Consider the following 25787-nt stretch of genomic DNA (forward strand, 5'->3'; position numbering starts at 1 on the left):
GCACCCGTGCAGCGCCGGGGTGAGGGCTGCGGGCGGCGGGGTGACATCTTCGGATCCCGAGACCCAGAGGAGGTGCGGGCGTGGCGCTTGAGCGGGAGGAGATCCTGTCGTCCACGGCCGGAGGCGACGAGCTGCAGATCGAGGCGGCCCTGCGCCCCAAGCGCCTCAGCGAGTTCATCGGCCAGGCCCGGGTGCGGGAGCAGCTCTCGTTGGTGCTGGAGAGCGCCCTGCGCCGGGAAAGCACCCCCGACCACGTGCTGATGAGCGGCTCGCCGGGCCTCGGCAAGACCACCCTGGCCATGATCATCGCAGCCGAGCTGAACGCCCCGCTGCGCATCACCTCGGGCCCCGCTCTGGAGCGGGCCGGTGACCTGGCGGCGATTCTGTCGACGCTGTCGGAGGGCGAGGTGCTGTTCATCGACGAGATCCACCGGATGGCCAGGCCCGCCGAGGAGATGCTGTACCTGGCGATGGAGGACTTCCGGGTCGACATCGTCGTCGGCAAGGGCCCGGGCGCCACCGCCATCCCGCTGGAGATCGCCCCGTTCACGCTGGTCGGAGCCACCACGCGGGCAGGGCTGCTGCCGGCGCCGCTGCGTGACCGCTTCGGCTTCACCGCGCACATGGACTTCTACGAGAGCTCCGAGCTGGAGCAGGTGCTGCGCAGGTCGGCGAGGCTGCTCGGGGTGAGCCTGCCCGACGAGGGCGCGCACGAGATCGCCAGGCGCTCGCGCGGCACGCCGCGCATCGCGAACCGGCTGCTGAGGCGGGTGCGCGACTTCGCGGACGTGCGGGCCGACGGTGTGATCAACCGGGACGTGGCGGCGGCGGCGCTCAACCTGTACGAGGTGGACGGCGAGGGGCTCGACCGGCTCGACCGGGCGGTGCTCGGCGTGCTGCTGAAGAAGTTCGGCGGCGGCCCGGTCGGGCTGTCCACGCTGGCGGTGGCCGTGGGGGAGGAGCCGGAGACGGTCGAGGTGGTGGCCGAGCCGTTCCTCGTCCGGCAAGGGCTGCTGGCCAGGACGCCGCGCGGCCGGGTCGCCACGGCGGCGGCATGGGTGCATTTGGGGATGACACCGCCACCGGATGCGTTCGGAGCGTCACTTTTCGAGTGATCACAGATCGGTTGCAACCGTTTCAAAATGGGAACTTCCCCGCGCGCCGGAACGCTGCCTCGTTGCCGCGTTTCATAACAAGCGCCTACACTCCGTGGCTTGGCTGGCTGTGTAGGCTGACGGGCTGAGCGGCGCGGCCCGACGCAACGCACGGAATTTCCGGCGCGAGGCCGGTGTCAACTTCTTGTACGACAATGGAAGGTCGCCCCTTATGGACATGGGACAACTCGGAAGTATCCTGCCGCTGATTCTTCTGGTGGTGGTGTTCTACTTCCTGCTGATCCGCCCCCAGCGCAAGCGCCAGCAAGAGGCGGTCCAGATGCAGAACTCCCTGACGCCGGGCAGCCGGGTCATGACCACGACGGGCCTGTTCGCCACCGTCGTGGCGGTCGACAACGAGGACGTCGTCCTCGAGGTCGCGCCAGGGATCGAAACCCGCTGGGTCAAGGCCGCGATCGGCCGAGTCGTCACTCCTGGCGACGCCCCGGTGAGTGACGACGAGTCGGCCGCTGACCAGGTCGAACTCGACGAAGAGGGCAAGAAGGAGTCCGAGGCCACCGTAGAGCGTGACGGCGACCAGGGCTCCAGTACCAAGCAGTCCTGACTAAGCTCTGCGACACAACCTCTATCTGAAAGAACTGACGACCAGTGGCCCGACCGACCAGCCGCCACAGCCGACCGGGGCGTACGCTCCTCGTGCTTCTGGCGCTCATCCTCGCCCTGGGCGGGACGATGTTCTTGCAGCAGGCGTACACGCCGAAGCTGGGACTCGACCTCGCGGGCGGCACCACGGTGACTCTGACACCCGTGACCCAGAACAACGCGTCGCCGCCTGAGGAGATCCTCGACCGCGCGGTCAACATCATCCGCGACCGGGTCAACGGCACCGGAATCTCCGACGCCGAGGTCGCCAAGTCCGGCGACAACATCATCATCTCGATCCCGGGCGTCGGTCAGAACGAGGCCATCAAGCTGGTCGCGACCACCGCGGAGCTCCGCTTCCGCCAGGTGCTGGCCGTGGCGGCCACGCAGGTCCCGCAGAATCTGGCCACCAACGCGCCGACGCCGAGCGGCTCGCCCTCGGGCTCCGCGAGCCCGTCGGCCGGCGCCTCCACCTCCCCGACGGCGCAGCCGTCCACGCAGCCCTCCAGCTCGCAGTCGATCACGACGCCCAGCGCCTCCCCGACGGGTAAGGCGCTGTCGTCGGCTCTGACCGCCCCGACGCCCGCGGCCTCGGGCGCGGCGGACCCGTCGGCCAAGCCGGCCGAGACGCAGAAGACCGGCCAGGACGGCAAGACACAGACCGGCCAGGACGGCACGCAGCAGACGGGCCAGGACGGCAAGCAGCAGGAGCAGGGCGGCAAGAAGGGCCAGGAGGCCAAGACCTCCCCGACGGCCAAGGCCTCCCCGACGGGCAAGGCCACGCCGAGCGCGCAGGCCAGCACACCTCCCGCCCAGGACCCGAACGCCGGCATCGACACCACGGGCATCGACCCGGCGGTGCTGGCCCAGTTCAACAAGCTCGACTGCTCCGACCCCGCCAACCGCGGCCAGGGCGTCCAGGACGACCCGGCCAAGCAGTACGCGGGCTGCGAGACCGACGGCAGCTACAAGTACGTCCTCGACGTCGCCAAGGTCGTCGGCACCGACATCGACACGGCCTCGGCGGGCGTGCGCCAGGGCACCACCGAGTGGGTCGTCCAGCTCGACTTCAAGAGCAAGGGCGCCGGCGAGTGGGGCAAGCTCACCACCACCGCCTACAACTCGCCCGAGCCGCGCAACATGGTCGCGGTCGTGCTCGACGGCGTCGTCATCACCGCCCCGGTCATCCAGAGCCCGATCCCCGGCGGCCGTGCCGAGATCACCGGCGGCTTCGACCAGGCCAGCGCCACCAACCTGGCCGACCAGCTCAAGTACGGCGCGCTGCCGCTGAAGTTCAACCGCAGCTCCGTCGACACGGTGTCCTCGACGCTGGGCCAGGACCAGCTCGAAGGCGGTCTGATCGCGGGCATCATCGGCCTCGGCCTGGTCGTGCTCTACTGTCTGCTCTACTACCGGGGCCTGGGCATCGTGGCGGTGCTGAGCCTCGTGGTGGCGTCGGTCCTGACGTACACGGCGGTGGTCGTGCTCGGCCACAACGCCGGCTTCCGGCTCTCGCTGCCGCACATCATCGGCCTGGTGGTCTCGATCGGTATCACCGCCGACTCCTTCATCGTGTACTTCGAACGTATTCGTGATGAGATGAAGGAAGGACGGCGGACGCTGCGCGCGGCCGTCGAGGTGGCCTGGGTCCGTGCCCGGCGCACGATCCTGATCGCCGACGCCGTCATGTTCATCGCCGCCATCGTGCTGTACTTCCTGGCGGTGGGCGGTGTGGCCGGGTTCGCGTTCGCGATGGGCCTGACCACGCTGATCGACATCGTGGTGGTGTTCCTGTTCACCAAGCCGTTCATCGCTCTGCTGGCGAGGATGAAGTTCTTCGCCAAGGGCCACCCGCTGTCGGGTCTCGACGCCGAGCGCATGAGCGACACGTCGTCGACCGGCCGCACGACCACTCCGCAGGAGGCCTGAGATGGGACTTGCGCGTCGCCTCTACCGCGGCGAGATCGACGTCGACTTCGTCGGCAAGTGGCGGTTGTGGTACAGCCTGTCCGGCCTGCTGCTGGTCGTCTCGCTGGCCGGGCTGCTGTTCAACGGGCTCAACCTGGGCGTGGAGTTCAAGGGCGGCACGATCTTCTCGTTCAAGGCCACCCAGACCTCCGTCCAGGAGGTGCGTCAGTCCGTCCTCGACGAGGGCGTGCACCAGGTGATCGTCCAGCAGGCCGGCACCGACGGCTGGCGGGCCACCACCGAGAGCCTGTCGGAGGACACCCGGGCTCAGGTGCAGAGCGCCATCGCCAAGGACTTCAGCGTCCCGGTCGACCAGGTCAGCATCCAGGCCATCGGCCCGTCCTGGGGCGGTGAGGTCTCGCAGAAGGCGTGGATCGGCCTCGGCGTGTTCATGCTGGCGATCATCCTGTACCTGTCGATGGCGTTCGAGCCGAAGATGGCGCTGGCCGCGATCGTCGCGCTCGTGCACGACCTCGTCATCACGGCCGGCATCTACGCCTGGTCGGGCTTCGAGGTCACGCCCGCGACGCTGCTGGGCTTCCTGACCATCCTCGGTTACTCGCTCTACGACGCGGTCGTGGTGTTCGACATGATCAAGGAGGTCACGGCCAAGCTGGGGCACACGTCCAAGCAGACGTACTCGATGGCCGCCAACAACGCGCTGAACCACACGCTGATCCGGTCGCTGAACACCTCGCTGGTCGCCATCCTGCCTGTGGCGGCGATCCTGTTCATCGGCACCACGGTGCTCGGCGCGGGCACGCTGAAGGACCTGTCGCTGTCGCTGTTCGTCGGCATGATCGTCGGTACGTACTCGTCGCTGTGCGTCGCCACGCCGCTGCTGGTGACGTTGAAGGAGCGCGAGCCGAAGTACCAGGCCATCGCCAGGCGGCTGGCCTCCACGGGAGGTGGGGGCAAGGGGTCGAAGGGCTCCAAAAGCGCGGCGGTAGCCAAGGGTTAGCCGCCCTTCAAGGCTCCGTACGGCGCCCTCGCCCCTCGAACGGGGCGGGGGCGCCTTCGTGTGCGCCCGAACGCTGTTCGCGCGCTCGCGGGCCGCCACAGGTCCTCGGGACGCTGTTCGCGCGCGTAAGGGCCCACACCAGGCGCGCGGGGCGCTGCTCGCGTACGTGCGGCGGGGCCGCGCCAGGGCACGCGAGGCCGTACGCGCTGCGAACCGCGCCAAGGCACGCGAGGCCGTACGCGCTGCGCACCGCGCACCGCGCTCTGGGCGCGTGTAGGGGACCGCACCAGCCTCGCGCGCGGCGCTGGGCGCGGGCACGTTGGCCGCGCCAGGCTCGCGAGACCGCACGTGCTGCGGGCCACGCACCGCGCTCTGGGCGCGTGTTGGAGGCGCATCAGGCTCGCGCGCGGGCGGGCAGGCTGGCCGTGCCAGTCTTGCGGGGCGCTGCTCGCGTACGTGCGGCGGGCCGCGCCAGGGTCGTGGGGTGGGGTACGGGGTGGCGGTGGGATGCACCATCATGGAGCCCGGCAGACGGCCGGCTGGACGAAATGCGAGGGAAACACCGATGACCGAGCTGAGCGCGCTGATCCTGGACCGGATCAGGGACGTCCCCGACTACCCCAAACCGGGCGTCATGTTCAAGGACATCACCCCCCTCCTGGCCGACCCGGTCGCGATGGCGGCCGTGGTGGACGAGCTGGCCGGGCTCCAGCAGGTGGACAAGATCGTGGGCATCGAGGCGCGGGGCTTCATCCTGGCCGCGCCGGTGGCCTACCGGGCGGCGGCCGGGTTCGTCCCGGTGCGCAAGAAGGGGAAACTGCCCGCCGCGACCCTCGAAGAGTCCTACGATCTGGAGTACGGCTCCGCGACCATCGAGGTGCACCGCGACGCGTTCGCGCCCGGCGACCGGGTGCTGGTCGTCGACGACGTGCTGGCCACGGGCGGCACCGCGAAGGCGGCGGTGGAGCTGGTGCAGAGGGCAGGGGCCGAGGTCGTCGGCATCGCCGTGCTGATGGAGCTGGCGTTCCTCAAGGGGCGCGAGCGGCTGACAGGGGTGGATGTGCACTCCCTGGTGATCGTCTGAGCCCGGCCCCCGACAGGTCCAGGTTCGCCACCTGGATACACTGGGGGATCTGGACTCGAAACGTGAGGAGCTTTACGTGGGGAGTCAGTGCGGGAGGAGTCTGAGTGCCCCGTGATGCGGTCGTGCCCGAGGTAACCGAAACCGGGAGTGCAACCGGCAGTGCCGAGGCGTCCGGCGTGCCCGCGGTGCGTCGCAGGCGGTTTGGGGGTGGGGCCATGAATCCGGTGCTGGAGCCACTGTTCCGCACGGTCAGAGCCACCCATCCCAAGGCCGACCTGCGGCTCATCGAGCGCGCCTACGACGTGGCCGCCTACCACCACCGTGACCAGAAGCGGAAGTCGGGCGACCCGTACATCACGCATCCGCTGGCCGTGGCGACGATCCTGGCCGAGCTGGGCACCGACGACGAGACGCTGTGCGCGGCGCTGCTGCACGACACGGTCGAGGACACCGCCTACAGCCTCGACGAGCTGCGCGGCGACTTCGGCGACACGATCGGCTCCCTGGTCGACGGCGTCACCAAGCTCGACAAGGTCAAGTTCGGCGACGCCGCGCAGGCCGAGACCGTCCGCAAGATGGTCGTGGCGATGTCGCGCGACATCCGCGTACTGATCATCAAGCTGGCCGACCGCCTGCACAACATGCGGACCATGCGGTACCTGCCGGAGCACAAGCGGCACCAGAAGTCGCGCGAGACGCTGGAGATCTTCGCTCCGCTGGCGCACCGCCTGGGCATGAACACGATCAAGTGGGAGCTGGAGGACCTCGCGTTCGCCATGCTCTACCCCAAGCGGTACGACGAGATCGCCCGCATGGTGTCGGAGCGGGCGCCGCGCAGGGACCTGTTCCTGCAGGAGGTCATCGAGAAGGTCCACGGCGACCTGCGCGAGGCGAAGATCCGCGCGGTGGTGAAGGGCCGGCCGAAGCACTACTACTCGGTCTACCAGAAGATGATCGCCAGGGACGTCGCCTTCGACGACATCTACGACCTCGTGGGCATCCGCGTGCTGGTCGACAGCGTGCGCGACTGCTATGCGGCCCTCGGCACGATCCACGCCAGGTGGAACCCGGTGCCGGGCCGGTTCAAGGACTACATTGCGATGCCCAAGTTCAACATGTACCAGTCGCTGCACACGACGGTGATCGGTCCCGAGGGCAAGCCGGTGGAGCTGCAGATCCGCACCCACGCGATGCACCACAGGGCCGAGTACGGCGTGGCCGCGCACTGGAAGTACAAGGAGGAGGTCGGCGCCCCCGGCCCCACGGGCAAGGTCAAGCCGGGCAGCGACATGGCCTGGCTGCGCCAGCTCCTCGACTGGCAGAAGGAGACCTCCGACCCGGGCGAGTTCCTGGAGTCGCTGCGTTTCGACCTGTCGGTCTCCGAGGTGTACGTGTTCACGCCGAAGGGCCAGGTCATCGCCCTGCCCGAGAGCGCAACGCCGGTCGACTTCGCCTACGCGGTGCACACGGAGGTGGGCCACCGCTGTATCGGGGCCCGCGTCAACGGCCGGCTGGTGCCCCTGGAGTCGCGGCTCGGCAACGGTGACACGGTGGAGATCTTCACCTCCAAGTCGCCGGACGCCGGGCCGTCGCGCGACTGGCTGAAGTTCGTCAAGTCGGGCCGGGCCCGCAACAAGATCCGGCAGTGGTTCTCCAAGGAGCGCCGCGAGACCGCGATCGAGGCGGGCAAGGAGGCCATCGGCCGGGCGATGCGCAAGCAGGGCCTGCCGCTGCAGCGCCTGATGTCCGGCGAGGCGCTGCTGGCGCTGGCCCGCGACCTGCGCTATCCCGACGTGTCCGCCCTGTACGCGGCCGTCGGCGAGGGCCACATCGCGGCCCAGGCGGTCGTGCAGAAGCTGGTGGCCTCGATCGGCGGCGTCGACAGCGCCGAGGAGGACATCGCCGAGACCTCGCTGCCGACGCGGCTGCGCGGCCGTCCGCGCGGCGGTGGCGGTGCGGGTGTGGTGGTGGCCGGCGACGCCGACGTCTGGGTGCGCCTGTCGAAGTGCTGCACCCCGGTGCCGGGCGACGAGATCGTCGGCTTCGTCACCCGGGGCCACGGCGTGTCGGTGCACCGGGCCGACTGCACGAACGTGCAGTCGCTGAAGTCGCAGCCGGACCGCCTGGTGGAGGTGAGCTGGTCGCCCAGCGACGACAGCGTGTTCCTGGTGGCGATCCAGGTGGAGGCGCTCGACCGGCCGCGGCTGCTGTCGGACGTCACCCGTACGCTGTCGGACCAGCACGTCAACATCCTCAGCGCGTCGGTGACGACGTCGCGCGACCGGGTGGCGATCAGCAAGTTCACGTTCGAGATGGGCGACCCGAAGCACCTGGGGCACGTGCTCAAGGCCGTGCGCAACATCCAGGGCGTCTTCGACGTCTACCGGGTGAGCGGCGCGGGCGGCTGAGCCGCTCAGTGCTGGCGCAGGTCGGGCAGGTTGACGACGATGGCCTCCTGGGTGCTGCGCGCGATGACCACGACCGCCTCCTGTGACGGGTCGGGGTTCTCCTCGCGGTGCGGCACGTAGGGCGGCACGAACACGTAGTCGCCGGGGCCCGCGTCGATGCGCCGCTCCCGCCCGTCCTCCAGGAACACGAACGACGGCGTGCCGCTGACCACGTAGATGGCGGTCTCGGAGGCCCCGTGGTGGTGGTCGGAGGAGCGGGTGGCGGGGGAGACGTGGGTCTGCCCCATCCACAGCCGCGACGAGCCGGTGGTGGCGCCGCTGATGGCGGCCAGCCGCCGCATTCCGGTGCTTTGGGCTGTTTCGCCCGAGAGCGTCCCTGAGGGCATGTGACGCAGCGGCTGGTGGAAGGGGTCCCCCTGGGCGCGGTAACCCTCCCAGAGGCGGCCTCCGGCCCGCTCAAGGACGTCCGTGGCCACCGCGGCCAGCCTGGCGGGGTCGTCGCGGACGGCCAGCAGCTCATCCGCCAGCTTGGCATCGTGCGTGCGCAGCTCGCGCAGCAGCCACTTGCCGTTGCCCTGCCACGCCCGCCCCACGCCCAGCGCAGTCCGCGCGGTCGCCTGGACGACCTCCCAGCCGATGAACGCCTGCTCGCCGGGGTCGGTCGCGCCCGTCAGGTCGTCCAGCAGGTCGGACAGCACGTACCTGAAGCGCTCGGCCTGGCCGGTCGTCAGCCCCGTGGGGCCGTCGGCGAGGCGCTCGGCCAGCTCGTTCTGCAGGTCGCTGGCCCGCCCGCCCGTCCTGTCGGTCACCACCGCGCCCTCGGCGCAGATGCGTGCCAGGACGGGGCGCCGCTGCTCGAAGCCGTCGCCGACGTAGACGGCCAGGCTGGTCTCGCTGTGCGCGAACAGCTCCACCGGCCACTCGCGCCAGCGCAGCGACTCCCTGTACGGGGTGGCCAGGCCGTCGAGCACCACGATCACGTCGAGGTCGGAGGTGCCGGTGCGGTGCCCGGTGAGCACGCTGCCGCCGACGAAGGCGTACAGAGCGCCGGGGAACAGCTCTTCGACGAACGCGCGCGCGGCCGAGACGGGATCCATGCCCGCCAGCCTAGATCCCGGGCCCCGTCGCGCGCCGCCCGATCGGCGACGGCGACCCGGGGGAGAGGCCTAGCTGAACTCGGTGAGCGTGCGCTCGGCCTCCGCCAGCCACGAACGGCGGGCGATCAGCGCCTCCTCGGCCTCCTTGACGTCCTTGGCGCGCCCGGCGGCCTGCGCCTTGGACAGCCGCTTCTCCAGCTGCTCGATCGAGGTGCGGAGCTGGTCGACCGTGCTCTGGGCGCGGGCCCTTGCCTCGGGGTTGGAGCGCTTCCACTCGGCGTCCTCGGCCTTGCGCACGGCCTCGTCCACCTTGCGCAGCCCGCCCTCCAGCCGGTCGCGCTGCTCGCGCGGCACGGGGCCGGCGGCCTCCCAGCGCTCCAGGATGTGCCGCAGCGCGCCCCTGGCCGTACGCACGTCGGTGACCGGGAGGATCTTCTCGGCCTCGGCCAGCAGCTCCTCCTTGACCTCCGCGTTGGCGGCCAGGGAGGCGTCACGCTCGGCGAAGACCGCGGAACGGGCCTGGAAGAACTGGTCCTGGGCGGCTTTGAAGCGCCCCCACAGCTCGTCCTCGGCCTCGCGGGAGGCCCTGCCGGCGTTCTTCCACTGCTGCATCAGGTCGCGGTAGATCGCCGCGGTCTGGCCCCAGTCGGTCGAGTCGGCGATCGCCTCCGCCTCGGCGACGATGCGCTCCTTCTCCGCGCGGACGCCCTCGCGCTGCTCGTCCAGCCCGGCGAAGTACTGCTTGCGCCGCTTGGCGAACGCCGTGCGGGCGGCCGACAGCCGCTTCCACAGCGCGGCCTCGGTGACCCGGTCGATGCGGTCGGCGGCCTTCCACTCCTCGACGAGCTGACGCAGCCGTTCGCCACCCGACTTCCAGTGGGTGGTCTCCTCGGCGATGCGCTCGGCCTCGCCGACGATCCGCTCCTTGACGGCCCTGGCCTCGGCCCTGGCGTGCTCGCGAGCCGCCTTGACCTCCTCGCGGCGCTGCGCGACGAGCTCGGTCAGGCCGTCCAGCCGCCGCGTCAGCGCGTCGAGGTCGCCGATGGCGTGCGCTTCGGAGACGGCCTCGCGCAGCTTGGTGATGCTCGCCTCGGCCTGCGCCGGAGCCAGATCGGTGCCCCTGACACGCTGTTCGAGCAGCTGCACCTGACCGGCCAGCTCGTCGTACTTGCGATGGAAGTAGGCCAGTGCCTCTTCGGGTTCACCGGCCTGCCAGGAGCCGACGGCCCGCTCTCCCTCAGCCGTACGCACGTAGACGGTGCCGTCGTCGTCTACCCGGCCCCACGGGTCGGTGCTCACCGTGTCCTCCCGCACTATCCATCAGACCCTTCGGGACTACTTCGTCCCTAGTTTGTATTACGTCAGCTCTTGCCGGCGATTGTCACGTCTTTGATTTCGACGGTTTGCTTTGGTGCTCCGGTCCCATCTCCCATGGCGCTAGGGATGTTGCCTGCTTTGTTCACCTTGTCCAGGATGTCGAGCCCCTTGGTGATCGTACCCACCGGCGTGTAATCCGGGGTGAGTCCGATGTCCCCGTAAACGAGGAAGAACTGGCTGCCCGTGCTGCCGGGGGCGGAGGTCTTGGCCATGGCCATCACGCCGCGCTTGTACTGGGCGCCCTCCAGGTTCTCCTCGGCCATCACGTAGCCGGGGCCGCCCTGGCCGTCGGTCTCGTTCTTGCCGTCCGCCTTGGCGGTCGGGTCGCCGCACTGCAGCATCGGGAACTGGTCGCCGCCGAGACGGTGGCACTTGCTGCCGTCGTAATAGTTCTTCTCCGCCAGGAACTCCAGCGAGTTCGTCGTGCACGGAGCCTTGGCGTTGTTCAGCTCCACCACGATGTCGCCCTGGTTCGTCTTGAACGTCATCGTCTTCGTGGCGGGCTCGGTCTTGACCTTCGCCGGCGGCATGCCGACGTCCTTGACCGTGCCGCCCGAGGTGTCCTTCACGTAGTCGCACGTGCCCGTCTTGGCGTCGTACGGCTTCGGGCCCGTGCTCGCCGATGCCTGCGCGGTGTCGGCGGGCGAGGCCGAGGCCGACGGCGACGCGGCGGCCTCCGTGCCCGTGTCGTTGCCGCCCAGCAACGCGACCGCCGCCACGATGCCGCCGACCACGATCACCACGCCCACGGTGGAGCCGATGATCGCCGTGCGCTTGGCCTTCTGCTCGCGCTCGATGCGGCGCTGCATCTGCCGCTCGTAGTGCTCGCGTGCCAGCTGCTTCTGCCGGTCCTTCCCCGTGGCCACCGCTTTGCCTCCCATAGTCAATCAACTGAGGTGGGCGAATCGTATCGGCCAACGGGTAATGATTCGCAGCCCGGCGACCCGCACCGGTACCCTTCGGTTACATTCCCATTGGCTTTTCGACGAGATCACCTGAGGCAGATGCTCATCGCAGGCTTCCCCGCAGGGGCCTTCCAGACCAATTGTTACGTCGTCGCGCCCGCCGCCGGCGAGGAGTGCGTGATCGTCGATCCAGGTCAGGACGCGACGGAGGGCGTCGAGGAGCTGCTGCGCGAGCACCGGCTCAAGCCGGTCGCCGTCCTGCTCACCCACGGTCACCTCGACCACGTCTGGTCGGTGGCCCCCGTGTGCGGCGCGCGCGACGTGCCCGCGTGGATCCACCCCGACGACCGCCACCTGCTGAGCGACCCCGCCGCCGGCTGGTCCGACACCAGCGCCTCGCTGTTCGGCGGCATCACGCTGAGCGAGCCCGACGACGTGCGCGAGCTGTCCGACGGCGCCGTCCTGTCGCTCGCCGGCCTGGAGCTCGTGGTCGACCACACGCCCGGCCATACCAGGGGGTCGGTGAGCTTCCGCACGCCCGGCGACGAGATCATGTTCTCGGGCGACCTGCTGTTCGCCGGCTCCATCGGCCGCTCCGACCTTCCCGGCGGCGACTATCCGACGATCCTGCGCAGCCTGGCTACCAAGTGTCTGCCGCTGCCTGACGATACGGTCGTCCTGCCGGGCCACGGACCACAGACCACGATCGGCCGCGAGCGCGCGACCAACCCGTACCTGAAGGAAGCAGCGCCGCACGCCGGTCCCACACGAGGGATCTAATGAGCTTCCAAGCACCGAAAGGCACCTTCGACTGGCTGCCTCCCCGCTCCGAGCGGGTCCTCGCCGTACGCGAGGCCTTGGCCGAGCCGCTGCGGCGGGCGGGGTACGGCTACATCGAGACGCCTGTCTTCGAAGACACACAGTTGTTCGCCAGGGGCGTAGGCGAGTCGACCGACATCGTCACCAAGGAGATGTACACCTTCTCCGACAAAGGCGGCCGCTCCCTGACGCTGCGGCCCGAGGGCACGGCCTCGGTCGTGCGCGCGGTGCTCCAGCACAACCTGCACACCGGCCAGCTCCCGGTGAAGCTGTGGTACTCCGGCAGCCAGTTCCGTTACGAGCGCTCGCAAAAAGGCCGCTACCGGCACTTCTGGCAGGTGGGAGCCGAGGTGCTCGGCTCGGAGGACCCGGCGCTCGACGCCGAGATCATCCTGCTCGGCGCGCGCGGCTTCGCCTCGCTCGGCCTTCGGGGCGTGCGGCTGCTGCTCAACTCGCTCGGCGACAAGAGCTGCCGGCCCGCCTACCGGGCGGCGCTGCAGGAGTTCCTGCGCGGGCTCGACCTCGACGAGGAGACCCGCGCCCGGATCGAGATCAACCCGCTGCGGGTGCTGGACGACAAGCGGCCCGAGGTGCAGGCCCAGCTCACCGGCGCCCCGCTGGTCGTCGATCACCTGTGCGCGGACTGCCGGGCCTACCACGAGGAGGTCAGGAGCCTGCTGACCGCCTCGGGCGTGGCCTTCGAGGACGATCCCCGGCTGGTGCGGGGTCTCGACTACTACACGCGCACCACCTTCGAGTTCGTGCACGACGGGCTCGGCTCGCAGTCGGCCGTCGGCGGCGGCGGCCGCTACGACGGGCTCAGCGAGATGCTCGACGGCCCGCCGCTGCCCAGCGTCGGCTGGGCGCTCGGCGTCGATCGCACCCTGCTGGCCATGGAGTCGGAGGGTTTGCTCGGCGAGGAGAGCGCACAGCGGCGCGTGCAGGTGTACGGTGTCCCGCTGGGTGACGACGCCCGCCGCCGCATGTTCCTGCTCGTGGGCGAGCTGCGCGAGGCGGGCATCAGCGCCGACATGGCCTTCGGCGGCAAGGGGCTCAAGGGCGCGATGAAGGGCGCCGACCGTTCGGGCGCCGCGTTCGCGCTGATCCTGGGCGAGCGTGACCTGGCGGCCGAGGCCGTGCAAGTGAAGGACCTGGCCACCGCGGAGCAGATCCAGGTGCCGCTGGCCAAGGTCGCCGACGTCTTGAAGGAGAAGGTGAAGTGATCGGCTCGCCTTCCTCCCCCTATCCGTACGAAGGGATTGTGCAGTGATCCGCACGCATACGGCCGGGTCGCTCCGTGAGGAGCACGCCGGGCAGCAGGTGACGCTCGCGGGATGGGTGGCCCGCCGCCGTGACCACGGCGGCGTCGTCTTCATCGACCTGCGTGACGCCTCCGGCTCGGCGCAGGTGGTCTTCCGCGAGGAGGACCACGCCCACGACCTGCGCGCCGAATACTGTGTGCAGGTCGTCGGCCAGGTCAGGGTCCGCCCCGAGGGCAACGAGAACCCCGACCTGCCGACCGGCGCCATCGAGGTGGTGGCCGACAGGGTCGAGGTGCTGAGCGAGTCGGCGCCGCTGCCGTTCCCGATCGAGGGCAACGTGGGCGTGTCGGAGGAGGCGCGGCTGAAGTACCGCTACCTCGACATCCGCCGCCAGCAGGTCGCCGCCGCGATGCGCACCCGCTCCAAGGCCACCTACCTGGCCAACGAGGTCATGCACGAGCTGGGCTTCGTCTACGTCGAGACGCCCACCCTGACCCGCTCCACGCCCGAGGGCGCGCGCGACTTCCTGGTGCCGGTCCGCCTGCAGCCCGGCAACTGGTACGCCCTGCCGCAGTCGCCGCAGCTGTTCAAGCAGCTCCTCCAGGTGGCCGGCCTCGAGCGCTACTACCAGCTCGCCAAGTGCTACCGCGACGAGGACCTGCGGGCCGACAGGCAGCCGGAGTTCACCCAGATCGACGTCGAGATGTCCTTCGTCGACCAGGAGGACGTCATCGAGGTCGGCGAGAAGCTGATCGGCAGGCTGTGGCGGGAGATCGCCGGCTACGAGCTGCCGCTCCCGCTGCCCCGCATGACCTACGCCGACGCCATGGCCCGCTACGGCTCCGACAAGCCCGACCTGCGCTTCGGCCAGGAGCTGGTCGAGATGACCGAGTACTTCTCCGGCACCACCTTCCGCGTCTTCCAGGCCGACTACGTGGGCGCCGTCGTCATGCCCGGCGGGGCCTCGCAGACCCGCAAGGAGCTCGACGGCTGGCAGGAGTGGGCCCGCTCGCGCGGCGCCAAGGGCCTGGCCTACGTGCTCGTCCAGGAGGACGGCACGCTCGGCGGCCCCGTCGCCAAGAACCTGTCGGAGCAGGAGCTGTCCGGCCTGGCCGCCAAGGTCGGCGCCGCGCCCGGCGACGCGATCTTCTTCGCCGCCGGCGCCAGGAGCGCCGCCCGCGACCTGCTCGGCGCGGCCCGCCTGGAGATCGGCCGGCGCTGCGGCCTCATCGACGAGTCGCAGTGGTCGTTCCTGTGGGTCGTCGACGCCCCCATGTTCGAAGAGGACGGCGAGGGCGGCTGGACGGCCGTGCACCACCCGTTCACCGGCCCCAAGCCCGAGTGGGCCGACAACTTCCAGGACCACCCTGGCGAGGCGCTGGCCTACGCCTACGACATGGTCTGCAACGGCATGGAGATCGGCGGCGGCTCCATCCGTATCCACCGGGCCGAGATGCAGCAGCGCGTGTTCGACGTGCTCGGCATCTCCAAGGAGGAGGCGGAGAGCAAGTTCGGCTTCCTGCTGGAGGCGTTCAAGTACGGCCCGCCCCCGCACGGCGGCATCGCCTACGGCTGGGACCGGATCTGCATGCTGCTGTCCGGCGGCGACTCGATCCGCGACGTGATCGCGTTCCCGAAGACGGCGTCCGGCTTCGACCCGCTCACGGGCGCGCCGACGCCGATCACGGGGGAGCAGCGCAAGGAAGCGGGCGTGGACGCCAAGCCCAAGACCGAGGCCTAGCGGTGGCCTAGCGGTCATGACGAGAAGGGCCGGGGCGATGCCGCCCCGGCCCTCTTCGTGTGCGCGCGTCGCGTCAGGAGAACGTGATCCGCTTGATGATCACCGGGTTCTTCGGCACGGTGGTGCCGCCGTCGCCCGTGATGTCCGCCTCGTTGACGATCAGGTCCTTGCCGCTGGTGGCCAGGCCGAGAAGCATGTCCATGCCTTCGCTGACCATGCCGACGACCGAGTAGCCGTCGCCGATCTGCACGTTCTCGTCCGACAGCGAGATCGCGAACTGGCTGTTGTTCTGGCCCGCCGCGTCACCCGGCTGCGTCATGAACACCACGCCCTTGCCGAGCGGGATCTCGATGTTCTCGTCGGCGTAGACGTACCCGGCCGTGCCCTGGCCGTCCGTCGGGTTCTTGCCGTCGGCCTTGGCCAGCGGGTCGCCGCACTGGAGCATGTGCACGCCGGACACGTCGGGCGTGACCAGGCGGTGGCACTTCATGTTGTCGTAGAACTTCTTCTTCGCCAGGAAGTTCAGCGAGTTGACCGTGCACGGCGCCATGTCCGTCATGAGGTCGACGACGACCGTGCCACGGTTCAGCTCGATCGTCATCTTCTTCAGCTTCATGTTCGGCTTCTTGCCCGGCAGGCCCACGAACTTGTTCGGCACCGAGGTTTCCCGCTTGTAGGTGCAGCTCACGGGGGCGGCCTTCGACGGGCTCGTGGACGGCACGGGGATGGACGCCGATGCAGAAGGCGACGCCGACGCGCTGGGCGAGGCGCTGCTCTGCGCCGCCGCCTCCCCGGAGTCGTTGTTGACCAGGGTGGTCGCGGCGAAGATGCCGCCCGCGACCACGACGACGGCCACGGCCGCGCCGATGAACGTGTTCCGCCTCGACTTGACGCTCTGCTCAGCGGCGCGCTTCGCCTGCCGTTCCTTGTGCTCCCGCGCCAGCTCTCTCTGGCGGTCCTCTTCGTTCTGGCGGTCGTCGCCGCTCACCGCTATGTCCTCTCGTCTTTGCCAAGGGATGACCAAACAACTCCGCGCATGCTACCGGCCTCCGATATGTGACGGACGTAAGTGGCGAAAGCCGCGGGTGCGACTGTTGTGGTCGCGAACCTTATGGTGTCGGCAAACGTAGTTGAAACGAGCACTAAGGAGGCGTTCCATGTTCGACGAGATCATGGGCCTGCCGGCCCACCCCTTGATCATTCACTTCGCCGTGGTGCTGACCCCGCTGCTCGTCGTGGTCGCGATCGCGTACGCGCTGTTGCCGCGCTGGCGCGTGAACGTCGCGTGGGCGGTGGTGCTGCTCTCCCTGGCCGCCCCGGCGGCGGTCTTCGCGGCCAGGGAGAGCGGCGAGAGCCTCAAGGCGGCCCGCTTCGGCACGGCGGAGGGCGAGATGGCCGCGCGCATCTCCACGCACCAGAGCTTCGCCACCCCGCTGCTGATGTCGGTGCTGGGGCTCGGCGTCGCGGCCCTGCTGCTCGTGTACGCCACCCGGCCCGCCCGCGACTCCGTCGGCCGCGACCGCTTCGGCCGGGCCGTCACGGTCATCCTGTCGGCGCTGACGGTGGTGCTGGCGGCCGTCTCCGGCTACTACGTCTTCCAGTCCGGCGACTCGGGGGCCAGGGCCGTGTGGTCGTGACGCGGGCCGGTGACCCGGAGCGTGCTGACGCGGACCGGTGACGGCGGCGCAGCGTGTAATCTCGCGTTGTGGATAGCCTGTTCGACTCGGCGGCTGAGGAGGCCACCCCGCAGCCTCTCGCGGTGCGCATGCGCCCGCGCACGCTCGACGAGGTGATCGGCCAGCGGCACCTGCTCGGCTCTGGCACCCCGCTGCGGCGCCTGGTCGAGAGCGAGGCTCCCATGTCGCTGTTCCTGTGGGGGCCGCCGGGCACCGGCAAGACCACGCTCGCCTACGTCGTCTCCAACGTCACCAAGCGCCGCTTCGTCGAGGTCTCGGCCGTGTCCGCGGGCGTCAAGGACGTCCGCGCCGCCATCGACAACGCCCGCCGCGAGCTGGGCATGTCGGGGCGGCAGACGGTGCTGTTCGTCGACGAGGTGCACCGCTTCAACAAGGCCCAGCAGGACGCCCTGCTGCCCGCCGTGGAGAACCGCTGGGTCACCTTCATCGGCGCCACCACGGAGAACCCGTTCTTCTCGGTCATCTCGCCGCTGCTGTCGCGCTCGCTGCTGCTCACGCTGGAGTCGCTGACCGACGACGACATCCGCGCCGTACTCCAGCGCGCCGTGGCCGACCCGCGCGGCCTGGCCGGGCGCGCCACCCTCGCCCCTGAGGCGCTGGAGCACCTCGTCCGCCTCGCGGGCGGCGACGCGCGCCGCTCACTGACCTACCTGGAGGCGGCGGCGCTGCTGGCCGACGACATCACGGTCGAGGTGGTGGAGAAGGCCGTCGACAAGGCCGCCGTCCGCTACGACCGGCAGGGCGACCAGCACTACGACGTGATCAGCGCGTTCATCAAGTCGATGCGCGGCTCCGACGCCGACGCCGCCCTGCACTACCTGGCCCGCATGATCGAAGCCGGCGAAGACCCGCGCTTCATCGCCCGCCGCATCGTCATCTTCGCCTCCGAGGACGTCGGCATGGCCGACCCGACCTGCCTGCAGACGGCGGTGGCGGCGGCGCAGGCGGTGCAGCTCATCGGGCTGCCCGAGGGGCAGATCAACCTCGCGCACGCCGTCATCCACTGCGCGATGGCGCCCAAGTCCAACGCCGTGGTCAAGGCCATCGGCGCGGCGATCGGCGACGTGCGCAAGGGGCTGATCGGGCAGGTGCCGGGGCATCTGCGCGACGCGCACTACCCGGGGGCGGCCAAGCTCGGGCACGGCGACGGGTACAAGTACCCGCACGACTTCGACCATGGGCTGGTGCGCCAGGACTACGCGCCCGAGCAGGTGCGGGAGCGGCGCTACTACGAGCCGACGCGGCACGGGGCCGAGGCGCCGGTGGCCGAGCGGTGGGCCAAGATCCGCGACTTCCTGCGCAAGTCCTGAACCCCGCGGCGGTAGGTTGAGCGGGACATGATCGAGTACCGCGCCTCCTTCGACGCCGCCATCGTCTTCAGCAACGGCGGCGACCTCACCGTCCACGGCTTCCGCGTGGACCTGCCCGGCCCCGACACCTCCGAAGCCGACATCGCCGCGCTGTTCGTGGCCTCCCTCGGGCTGCTGATGACCGACCACGTCGAGCTCACCGACGTCCAGATCTTCCCCGAGCCGCACAAGGGCACCAGGGGCGGCCCGTCCGACTCGCGCCGCACCGCCCCGCCCGCGCCCGGCGGTGGCAGGCTCGTCGAGCTGGACCACCTTCCGCAGGAGGGCGGCACGTACCTGGAGGCCCCCGACCTGGCGGCCGTCTCGCTGGCGCGCGTGGCCGACCTGCCCGCCGTGGTGGTGCGGGTCACGGGCGCGCGCCGCAGCCCCGTCGGGGTCGGCTCGCTGGCCCCCTTCGACGTACGCGGCCACGCCGTGCTCCTGCACACCGGCGTGCGCGAGGGCCACTGCCTGGCCCCCGAGGCTGCCGCCTGGCTCGTCGAGCACGGGGCGGTGCTGGTCGGCACCGACGCCGACGGTCTCGACGACTGCGCGCGCGAGGAGCGTCCGGCGCGCGAGTCGCTGCTGGCCGGCGGGGTTCCCGTCGTGGAGCGGCTGACCGGGCTGGAGCGGCTGCCGCCGACCGGCGCGCTGTTCACGGCCGCGCCGCCGCGCCTGCTGGGCGTCGGCCGCGTCCCGGTACGCGCCTACGCCCGCCTCCCCTGAGCGCCGCACCGGAGCCTCAGCGGCGGCCCGCGAGCGCCGCACAACGCTTCGCCGACGAATCGTGCAATGTCGTACTAAGCAAGCGATCGCTGGGAATCACCATCATGTGAAGGCAACGGTTACCCCCGGCGGCGGCCTCTTCGGCCCCCGGTCGATCAGCTGGCGAGTGCACACCGAGACGCCCGGCTGGCCGGCCGCCGTACGCGCCTTCCAGCTCCAGTCCCTGCACCCGCGCACGATCCGCGGCATCGCCCAGAACTGCCTCCTCGACGACCCCGAGGTGTCCAGGGCCCGGCTGCGGCGGCAGCTCGACTACCTCGCGGTGCGCACGTTCGGCACCCGCGAGCAGGCCGAGCACGCCGCCGAGCGGGCCCGGCGCGTGCACGCCCGCCTGATCGGCCTCGACACCGACACCGGCACCCTGTTCCGGGTGAACGAGGAGGAGAACCTGCGCTGGGTGCACTGCGCGGAGGTCTCCTCGTACCTGGAGGTGGCCGGGCGCGCGGGCGTGCGGCTCAGCGCGGCCGAGCGCGACGCGTACGTGGCCGAGCAGTGCCGCAGCGCCCGCCTCGTCGGCCTCGGGGACGTGCCGCGCGACGCGGGCGAGCTGGACGACTACCTCGACGGCATGCGCCCCTACCTGTCGGCCACGCAGGAGGCGCGCGACGCGCTGCGCCGCAGCGTCAGCCCGCAGCTCTCGCTCAGGCTGGCGTTCATCGCGCCGCCGCTGGCGCTCGGCTCGCTGCCCGCCGTCGGCGCGCTGGCGTTCGCGACGCTGCCCGCGTGGGCCAGGCAGATGTACGGCTGCCGCGGCAACAGGGCGGCCGAGTTCGCCGCGGACACGGCGCTGAAGGCGCTGCGCGCGGCGGCCATGGCGATGCCGGAACGGCTGGTGGCGCCCGAGATCAGGGCGGCACGAGGGCTCATGCGCGCGGTCACGGAAGTGCCAGGGGCCGACGTGGCGGCCTGAACGAGGGGGCATTCGCCACTAACGTTGTCACTCGAACGCGATAGGGTCTTGCCGTTCCGGCCCAGCGTACGAGGGAGATGCGCGGATGCTTACCGCTGGAGAGGTCGCCGGGCTGATCGCGGCCACGGGCTGGGTGGTCCTGGTCTGCGTCATGGCCATGGTGCTCATCAAGCTCGCGAGGCTGCTCACCGAGACCACCAAGGCGGTCTCCGACCTGAACAACCGCCTCGCGCCGCTGCTCGACGACATGAGCGTCACGGTCAACGAGACCAACAGGCAACTGGTCGCGGTCGAGGCGATCGCCAAGGACGTCAAGCAGGTCAGCGGGCACGCGGCCAAGCTCAGCGCCGTCACGCAGACCATCTTCACCGGCCCCCTGATCAAGGTGTCCTCGCTCGGCCACGGCGTGCGCCGCGCCATCGAGGCCCGCCGCGTCAGCCGGCCCCGGCCTCGCGTGAGACGGCCCGAGCAGGGGCGAGTGCGATGATAAGAAGGCTGTTCTACCTGTCGCTCGGCGCGTTCCTGGCCTTCTGGGTGATGCGCAGGCTGCAGGCGCTGCATCCCGACCACGTCGCCCGCAGGACCGCCAGCGGCGCGGCGGGGATGCTCCGGAGGGTGAGAGACTTTACTACCGACGCGCTCGGCGAGGCCGCGGAGCGCGAAACGGAGTTGCGAGCCCGCTTCGGGCTCGACAACGCTGAAGACAGCAACCGCTGACGGCGGCGCCCGCCGCGGCGGCGTCGCCGGATGCGGCGATCGTCAACGCTATGAACAACTGACTACAGCAAAGGATGGCCACAATGGAGTCGGCAGAGATCGCGCGCCGCTTCCTGCGCTTCTTCGAGGAGCGTGGGCACAAGGTAGTGCCCTCGGCCAGCCTGATCGCTGAGGACCCGACGCTTCTCCTGGTCAACGCGGGTATGGTGCCATTCAAGCCGTACTTCCTGGGGCAGCGTAAGCCTCCGGCGCCACGGCTGGCCACCGCGCAGAAGTGCGTGCGCACCCCCGACATCGACGAGGTCGGCAAGACGACCAGGCACGCGACGTTCTTCCAGATGCTGGGCAACTTCTCGATCGGCGACTACTTCAAGTCCGAAGTGATCCCGTTCGCCTGGGACCTGCTCACCAAGTCCGAGTCCGAGGGCGGCTTCGGCTTCCCGGAAGACAAGCTGTGGGCGACGGTCTACCAGGACGACGACGAGGCGTTCGAGATCTGGCGCGACAAGGTCGGCCTGCCCGAGCACCGCATCCAGCGCCGCGGCCTGGAGGACAACTACTGGCACATGGGCGTGCCCGGCCCCGGCGGCCCCTGCTCGGAGATCTACTACGACCGCGGCCCCGAGTACGGCAAGGAGGGCGGCCCCGTCGCCGACGAGGACCGCTACCTCGAGGTGTGGAACCTCGTGTTCATGCAGTACCAGCTCAGCCAGGTCCGCTCCAAGGTCGACTTCGACATCGCGGGCGAGCTGCCGGCCAAGAACATCGACACCGGCATGGGCCTGGAGCGCATGGCCGCGATCCTCCAGGGCGTCGACAACATCTACGAGATCGACACCACGTACAAGATCCTCGACAAGGCGGCGGAGCTCACCAAGACCCGCTACGGGCGCGACCATCGCTCCGACGTGAGCCTGCGCGTGATCGCCGACCACGTCCGCACCGGCACCATGCTGGTCGCCGACGGCGTGCTGCCCAGCAACGAGGGCCGCGGCTACGTGCTGCGCCGCATCCTGCGCCGCTCCATCCGCAACCTGCGGCTGCTCGGCTCCGGCGACGAGCGCTACATGCACGAGCTCACCGACGTCGCGATCAACGTCATGGGCGAGCAGTACGAGGAGCTCAAGGCCGACGCGCCGCAGATCCACTCGGTCATCGACGCCGAGGAGGCGAGCTTCCTCGGCACGCTGCGCACCGGCACGGCGATCTTCGACGTGGCCGTCGAGGAGACCAAGCGCAAGTCCGGCACCACGATCTCCGGCGACCAGGCGTTCCAGCTCCACGACACCTACGGCTTCCCCATCGACCTGACGCTGGAGATGGCGTCCGAGCAGGGGCTCAAGGTCGACGAGGAGGGCTTCCGCCGCCTCATGAAGGAGCAGCGGCAGCGGGCCAAGGCCGACGCGGCGGCGAAGAAGACCGGCAACGCCGACATCTCCGTGTTCGGGCAGCTCCTGGAGTCGGCGGGCAAGGTCGAGTTCCTCGGCTACGACGAGACCGAGGCCGACACCAGCGTGGTGGGCATCCTCGTCGACGGCGTGCCCGTCCCGGCGGCGGGCGCGGGCACCACGGTCGAGGTCGTGCTGCAGCGCACCCCGTTCTACGCCGAGGGCGGCGGCCAGCTCGCCGACCAGGGCGTGATCCGCACCAGCGGCGCCGAGGTCGAGGTGACCGACGTGCAGACGCCGATCGCCGGCCTCGTCGTGCACCGCGGCAAGATCCGCACCGGCGAGCTGAAGGTCGGCGACGAGGCGCAGGCCGAGATCGACCTCGAGCGCCGCCGCGCCATCTCGCGCAGCCACAGCGCCACCCACCTCGTCCACCGCGGCTTCAAGAACGCGCTCGGCGAGACGGCGGCGCAGGCCGGCTCGGAGAACTCGCCCGGCCGCTTCCGCTTCGACTTCACCTCCGCGGGCGCCGTGCCGCCCAGCGTGCTGCGTGACGTCGAGGACGAGGTCAACGCCGTCCTCATCAACGACCTCAAGGTCAACGCGTTCTACACCTCGCAGGCGGAGGCCAGGGCGATGGGCGCGCTGGCGATGTTCGGCGAGAAGTACGGCGACGAGGTCCGCGTCGTCGAGATCGGCGACTACTCGCGCGAGCTGTGCGGCGGCACCCACGTCCACAGCTCCGGCCAGCTCGGCCTGGTCAAGGTGCTGGGCGAGCAGTCGGTCGGCGCGGGCGTGCGCCGCGTCGAGGCGCTCGTCGGCATCGACGCCTTCCGCTTCCTGGCGCGCGAGAGCGTCCTGGTCGCGCAGCTCACCGAGCAGCTCAAGGCGCGCCGCGAGGAGCTGCCCGAGCGCATCGACGGCATCGTCACCCGGCTGCGCACCGCCGAGAAGGAGCTGGAGCGGCTCCGCTCGGCCCAGGTCCTCGAAGCGGCGGGCGAGCTGGTGTCCCAGGCTCGCGACCTGCGAGGTGTCTCCGTGGTGACACACCGCGCGCCTGATGGCACCGGCGCCGATGACCTGCGTAAGCTCGCGCTTGATGTGCGTGGCAGGTTCCCGGCCGACAGGCCGGCGGTCGTCGTGATCGCCGGTGCCCCCTCCGACCGGCCGGTGGTGGTTGCCACGGTCAACGAGGCGGGGCGCGAGCGGGGGCTCAAGGCCGGACAGCTGGTCGGCGTCGCCGCCAAGGCTCTTGGGGGTGGCGGTGGCGGCAAGGACGATGTCGCGCAGGGCGGTGGCACGCGGCCGGAGGCGATCGGCGACGCGCTGCGACTGGTCGAAGAGACGATTTCTGGGCAGCTCGGCTGACATGAGGTTCGGTTCACGGATCGGCGTCGACGTCGGCTCCGTACGCGTCGGCGTGGCCCGCAGCGACCCCAGCGGGCTGCTGGCCACGCCGGTCGAGACCGTCAGGCGAGGCAAGGGCGACCTCGACCGCATCGCGGCGATCGTCGCCGAGCACGAGGCGATCGAGGTCGTCGTGGGGCTGCCCACCTCGCTGTCGGGGCGTGAGGGGCCGGCGGCGGGGCTGGCGCGCGAGTTCGCCGCCAAGCTCGCCGCCAAGCTGGCGCCCACGCCCGTACGGCTCTTCGACGAACGGCTCACCACGGTCGCGGCGCAGCAGGGGCTGCGGGCCAGCGGCGTGCGGGCCAAGAAGCAGCGGGGGGTCGTCGATCAGGCGGCCGCCGTCGTTCTGCTGCAGGACGCGCTCGACTCCGAGCGTGCAACGGAAAGACCACCAGGCAGGCCCGTCGAACCGCCATCCGCGGCCGACGGACCTGCCTCATGAGCGGGCGTCCGACGGGGGGCCGCCCCGCTGAGGGCCGGCGACGCGCCTTGCAGGCCGAGGATCGCGCCGCGCATGTGGTGGGCCGGGCAGTGTGCGTGGCGGGAGGCGTCGCGTATGCCGAGGATCGCCCCGCGCATGCCGAGAGGGGCCTAACGCCTGCCACCGGCCGCGCAGTGCGCGTGGCCGCCCACGGCATGGGCCGCGCAGTGCGCGTGGCGGGAGGCGTCGGGCATGCCGAGGATCGCGGCGCGCATGCCGAAAGGGGCCTAACGCCTGCCACCGGCCGCGCAGTGCGCGTGGCCGCCCACGGCATGGGCCGCGCAGTGCGCGTGGCGGGAGGCGTCGCGCATGGCGAGGGGCGTGAAGGGCGCGTCGCGGGAAGTGCCGCGCATGGCGAGGGCCGTGCAGCGAACGCCGCGGGAAGCGCAGGGTGCCGCGCGTCGCAGGGTGCCGCGCCCGTGAGGGGCGGGCGGCTCGTGGGTGGGGTGGTCGCATGACCGGGACGCCGGAGGACGACGACGTCGGCGACGTGATCCCGTTCCGGCAGGGCGAGGGCCAGGGCGACCAGCCCGACCCGCGACCGGCCGCCAAGGAGACCGTCCCGGAGGCGGAGGTCATCCCGCTGCCGGCCGCCCCGCGCAAGCGGGCCGTCCGTAAGGTGGGTCTGCTGTCGGCGGGCCTGCTGGCCGGGGCGCTGGCTCTGGGCGGGGGCGCCATCGCGGTGCTCAAGCCGTACCTGAGCCCGGACGACTTCGACGGCCCGGGCAGCGGCGCGGTGACGGTGCGGATCGCGCCCGGTTCGAGCGCGCAGGCGATCGGCGCGGCGCTGGCCGAGGCCGGCGTGGTGGCCAGTTCGGGCTCGTTCGTGAACGTGACGGAGGACCGCGCGGTCAGCGACCGGCTGCGGCCCGGCCACTACCGGCTGCGCAAGGGCATGGCGGCGGGTGCGGCGCTCGACCTGATGCTGAGCCCGGCCGCGCGGATCGTGCGGCGGGTGACGTTGCCGGAGGGCATGCGGGTGGCGGAGGTGCTGGCCCGGCTGTCGAAGCAGGCCGGGCTGTCGCTGCAGGCGCTGAAGGGCGTGGACAAGGCGCTGGTGGGCCTGCCCGAGTACGCGAACGGCCTGGAGGGCTTCCTGTTCCCCGCCACGTACGAGATCGAGCCGGGCGACACGGCCGTGGACGTGCTGGCGGCGATGGCGGAGCGGTTCGCGGCGGCGGCGCGGCACGTGGGCCTGGAGGATCTGGCGCCGCAGGTGAAGCTGTCGCCGCTGCAGGTGGTCACGCTGGCGAGCCTGATCCAGGCTGAGGGCGGCACGGACGCCGACTATCCGAAGATCTCGCGGGTGATCTACAACCGCCTGGCGAGGGACATGCCGCTGGAGATCGACAGTACGGTGCTGTACGCGCAGAACCGGAGGACACTGAAGGTCACGGAGCGTGACACCAAGGTGAGCTCTCCCTACAACACCTATCGCCGTAAAGGACTGCCGCCGGGGCCCATCGCCAATCCTGGAGAGAAGGCGCTGATGGCGGCCCTGAACCCCGCCGAAGGTGATTGGCGGTGGTTTGTGACGACGGATCCAGCGCATAGAATCACCAAATTCACCAGCAAAGAGAGCGAGTTCGTGAGATACCGGGAAGAGTTGAACAAGAACCTCGGGACGAGCTGATGTTCGACGGAACCCCCTCCGTACGCGCACAAAGGTCCCA

Annotated in this window: 22 protein-coding genes; 18 read left to right on the forward strand and 4 right to left on the reverse strand. The window is 70.5% G+C overall.

All coding sequences use genetic code 11. The features are described from left to right. The first annotated feature begins 80 nt into the window (after positions 1-80). From ruvB to ABD331_RS36495, 6 genes are all read left to right on the forward strand, one after another. Positions 81-1115 carry a Holliday junction branch migration DNA helicase RuvB gene (gene ruvB / locus ABD331_RS36470; protein ID WP_344485372.1) on the forward strand — a complete coding sequence of 345 codons (1035 nt, stop codon included), beginning with the start codon at positions 81-83 and terminating at the stop codon, positions 1113-1115. 211 nt (positions 1116-1326) lie between these two features. Beyond that, positions 1327-1719 (forward strand): preprotein translocase subunit YajC, encoded by a 393-nt coding sequence (gene yajC / locus ABD331_RS36475; RefSeq protein WP_148436585.1) that lies wholly within the window; start codon positions 1327-1329, stop codon positions 1717-1719. A 92-nt stretch (positions 1720-1811) separates the two neighbouring features. Beyond that, positions 1812-3686: a protein translocase subunit SecD gene (gene secD, locus ABD331_RS36480; RefSeq protein ID WP_344485376.1), complete on the forward strand. Its 1875-nt coding sequence runs from the start codon at positions 1812-1814 to the stop codon at positions 3684-3686. A gap of 1 nt (position 3687) precedes the next feature. Beyond that, positions 3688-4686 (forward strand): protein translocase subunit SecF, encoded by a 999-nt coding sequence (gene secF / locus ABD331_RS36485; protein WP_344485378.1) that lies wholly within the window; start codon positions 3688-3690, stop codon positions 4684-4686. 565 nt (positions 4687-5251) lie between these two features. After that, on the forward strand, positions 5252-5770 hold the full coding sequence (locus tag ABD331_RS36490; protein WP_344485381.1) for an adenine phosphoribosyltransferase: 519 nt from the start codon (positions 5252-5254) through the stop codon (positions 5768-5770). 215 nt (positions 5771-5985) lie between these two features. After that, a complete protein-coding gene (locus ABD331_RS36495; protein WP_148436589.1) occupies positions 5986-8178 on the forward strand; it encodes a RelA/SpoT family protein in 2193 nt (730 codons plus the stop codon). Between the two features lie 5 nt (positions 8179-8183). Here the strand turns inward: ABD331_RS36495 and ABD331_RS36500 are convergent, their stop codons facing one another. From ABD331_RS36500 to ABD331_RS36510, 3 genes are all read right to left on the reverse strand, one after another. Next, complete coding sequence (locus ABD331_RS36500) at positions 8184-9275, reverse strand: cupin domain-containing protein (protein ID WP_344485385.1); 1092 nt, start codon at positions 9273-9275, stop codon at positions 8184-8186. 69 nt (positions 9276-9344) lie between these two features. Further along, on the reverse strand, positions 9345-10574 hold the full coding sequence (locus ABD331_RS36505) for a DUF349 domain-containing protein (RefSeq protein ID WP_344485388.1): 1230 nt from the start codon (positions 10572-10574) through the stop codon (positions 9345-9347). A 62-nt stretch (positions 10575-10636) separates the two neighbouring features. Further along, a complete protein-coding gene (locus tag ABD331_RS36510; protein WP_316247635.1) occupies positions 10637-11518 on the reverse strand; it encodes a peptidylprolyl isomerase in 882 nt (293 codons plus the stop codon). 138 nt (positions 11519-11656) lie between these two features. On the opposite strand from ABD331_RS36510, the gene ABD331_RS36515 reads away from it, so the two are divergent. From ABD331_RS36515 to aspS, 3 genes are read left to right on the forward strand one after another with little or no spacing between them, the layout of a single operon-like run. Beyond that, positions 11657-12337, forward strand: a complete 681-nt coding sequence (locus ABD331_RS36515) for an MBL fold metallo-hydrolase (protein WP_344485393.1) — start codon at positions 11657-11659, stop codon at positions 12335-12337. Then, positions 12337-13599 carry a histidine--tRNA ligase gene (gene hisS, locus ABD331_RS36520; RefSeq protein ID WP_344485396.1) on the forward strand — a complete coding sequence of 421 codons (1263 nt, stop codon included), beginning with the start codon at positions 12337-12339 and terminating at the stop codon, positions 13597-13599. Before ABD331_RS36515 ends, hisS begins: the two co-directional genes overlap by 1 nt. A gap of 43 nt (positions 13600-13642) precedes the next feature. Beyond that, positions 13643-15379: an aspartate--tRNA ligase gene (aspS, locus tag ABD331_RS36525; RefSeq protein WP_344485399.1), complete on the forward strand. Its 1737-nt coding sequence runs from the start codon at positions 13643-13645 to the stop codon at positions 15377-15379. Positions 15380-15452: 73 nt separating this feature from the next. Here aspS and ABD331_RS36530 read toward each other — a convergent pair whose 3' ends face one another. Beyond that, a complete protein-coding gene (locus ABD331_RS36530; protein ID WP_344485402.1) occupies positions 15453-16367 on the reverse strand; it encodes a peptidylprolyl isomerase in 915 nt (304 codons plus the stop codon). Positions 16368-16536: 169 nt separating this feature from the next. Between ABD331_RS36530 and ABD331_RS36535 the strand changes: the two genes are divergently transcribed. The 9 genes from ABD331_RS36535 to mltG all read left to right on the forward strand — a co-directional run bounded on the left by ABD331_RS36535 (position 16537) and on the right by mltG (position 25747). Continuing rightward, positions 16537-17016, forward strand: a complete 480-nt coding sequence (locus ABD331_RS36535; RefSeq protein ID WP_344485405.1) for a DUF2231 domain-containing protein — start codon at positions 16537-16539, stop codon at positions 17014-17016. Positions 17017-17144: 128 nt separating this feature from the next. Beyond that, on the forward strand, positions 17145-18386 hold the full coding sequence (locus ABD331_RS36540; protein ID WP_486348510.1) for a replication-associated recombination protein A: 1242 nt from the start codon (positions 17145-17147) through the stop codon (positions 18384-18386). Between the two features lie 27 nt (positions 18387-18413). Continuing rightward, positions 18414-19151 (forward strand): cyclase family protein, encoded by a 738-nt coding sequence (locus ABD331_RS36545; protein WP_344485411.1) that lies wholly within the window; start codon positions 18414-18416, stop codon positions 19149-19151. Between the two features lie 106 nt (positions 19152-19257). Next, a complete protein-coding gene (locus tag ABD331_RS36550) occupies positions 19258-20121 on the forward strand; it encodes an oxygenase MpaB family protein (RefSeq protein WP_344485414.1) in 864 nt (287 codons plus the stop codon). 85 nt (positions 20122-20206) lie between these two features. After that, on the forward strand, positions 20207-20608 hold the full coding sequence (locus tag ABD331_RS36555) for a DUF948 domain-containing protein (protein ID WP_344485417.1): 402 nt from the start codon (positions 20207-20209) through the stop codon (positions 20606-20608). Continuing rightward, a complete protein-coding gene (locus ABD331_RS36560; protein WP_344485420.1) occupies positions 20605-20838 on the forward strand; it encodes a hypothetical protein in 234 nt (77 codons plus the stop codon). Before ABD331_RS36555 ends, ABD331_RS36560 begins: the two co-directional genes overlap by 4 nt. 83 nt (positions 20839-20921) lie before the next feature. Next, complete coding sequence (gene alaS, locus ABD331_RS36565) at positions 20922-23594, forward strand: alanine--tRNA ligase (protein ID WP_344485423.1); 2673 nt, start codon at positions 20922-20924, stop codon at positions 23592-23594. Between the two features lies 1 nt (position 23595). Then, entirely contained in the window at positions 23596-24075 is a 480-nt protein-coding gene (gene ruvX / locus ABD331_RS36570) for a Holliday junction resolvase RuvX (RefSeq protein WP_344485426.1), read from the forward strand. A 493-nt stretch (positions 24076-24568) separates the two neighbouring features. Then, positions 24569-25747 (forward strand): endolytic transglycosylase MltG, encoded by a 1179-nt coding sequence (mltG, locus tag ABD331_RS36575; RefSeq protein ID WP_344485429.1) that lies wholly within the window; start codon positions 24569-24571, stop codon positions 25745-25747. Positions 25748-25787: the final 40 nt, after the last annotated feature.

It is taken from the genome of Nonomuraea monospora (genome assembly GCF_039531895.1).
In the GTDB taxonomy this organism is placed as follows: Bacteria; Actinomycetota; Actinomycetes; order Streptosporangiales; family Streptosporangiaceae; genus Nonomuraea; species Nonomuraea monospora.

Bases quoted from the DNA above. Each gene is read 5' to 3' on its own strand.
- yajC (WP_148436585.1), top strand. From the start codon at position 1,327: ATGGACATGGGACAACTCGGAAGTATCCTGCCGCTGATTCTTCTGGTG.
- secF (WP_344485378.1), top strand. From the start codon at position 3,688: ATGGGACTTGCGCGTCGCCTCTACCGCGGCGAGATCGACGTCGACTTC.
- ABD331_RS36490 (WP_344485381.1), top strand. From the start codon at position 5,252: ATGACCGAGCTGAGCGCGCTGATCCTGGACCGGATCAGGGACGTCCCC.
- ABD331_RS36495 (WP_148436589.1), top strand. From the start codon at position 5,986: ATGAATCCGGTGCTGGAGCCACTGTTCCGCACGGTCAGAGCCACCCAT.
- ABD331_RS36500 (WP_344485385.1), bottom strand. From the start codon at position 9,275: ATGGATCCCGTCTCGGCCGCGCGCGCGTTCGTCGAAGAGCTGTTCCCC.
- ABD331_RS36515 (WP_344485393.1), top strand. From the start codon at position 11,657: ATGCTCATCGCAGGCTTCCCCGCAGGGGCCTTCCAGACCAATTGTTAC.
- hisS (WP_344485396.1), top strand. From the start codon at position 12,337: ATGAGCTTCCAAGCACCGAAAGGCACCTTCGACTGGCTGCCTCCCCGC.
- ABD331_RS36535 (WP_344485405.1), top strand. From the start codon at position 16,537: ATGTTCGACGAGATCATGGGCCTGCCGGCCCACCCCTTGATCATTCAC.
- ABD331_RS36540 (WP_486348510.1), top strand. From the start codon at position 17,145: ATGCGCCCGCGCACGCTCGACGAGGTGATCGGCCAGCGGCACCTGCTC.
- ABD331_RS36545 (WP_344485411.1), top strand. From the start codon at position 18,414: ATGATCGAGTACCGCGCCTCCTTCGACGCCGCCATCGTCTTCAGCAAC.
- ABD331_RS36555 (WP_344485417.1), top strand. From the start codon at position 20,207: ATGCTTACCGCTGGAGAGGTCGCCGGGCTGATCGCGGCCACGGGCTGG.
- ABD331_RS36560 (WP_344485420.1), top strand. From the start codon at position 20,605: ATGATAAGAAGGCTGTTCTACCTGTCGCTCGGCGCGTTCCTGGCCTTC.
- alaS (WP_344485423.1), top strand. From the start codon at position 20,922: ATGGAGTCGGCAGAGATCGCGCGCCGCTTCCTGCGCTTCTTCGAGGAG.
- ruvX (WP_344485426.1), top strand. From the start codon at position 23,596: ATGAGGTTCGGTTCACGGATCGGCGTCGACGTCGGCTCCGTACGCGTC.
- mltG (WP_344485429.1), top strand. From the start codon at position 24,569: ATGACCGGGACGCCGGAGGACGACGACGTCGGCGACGTGATCCCGTTC.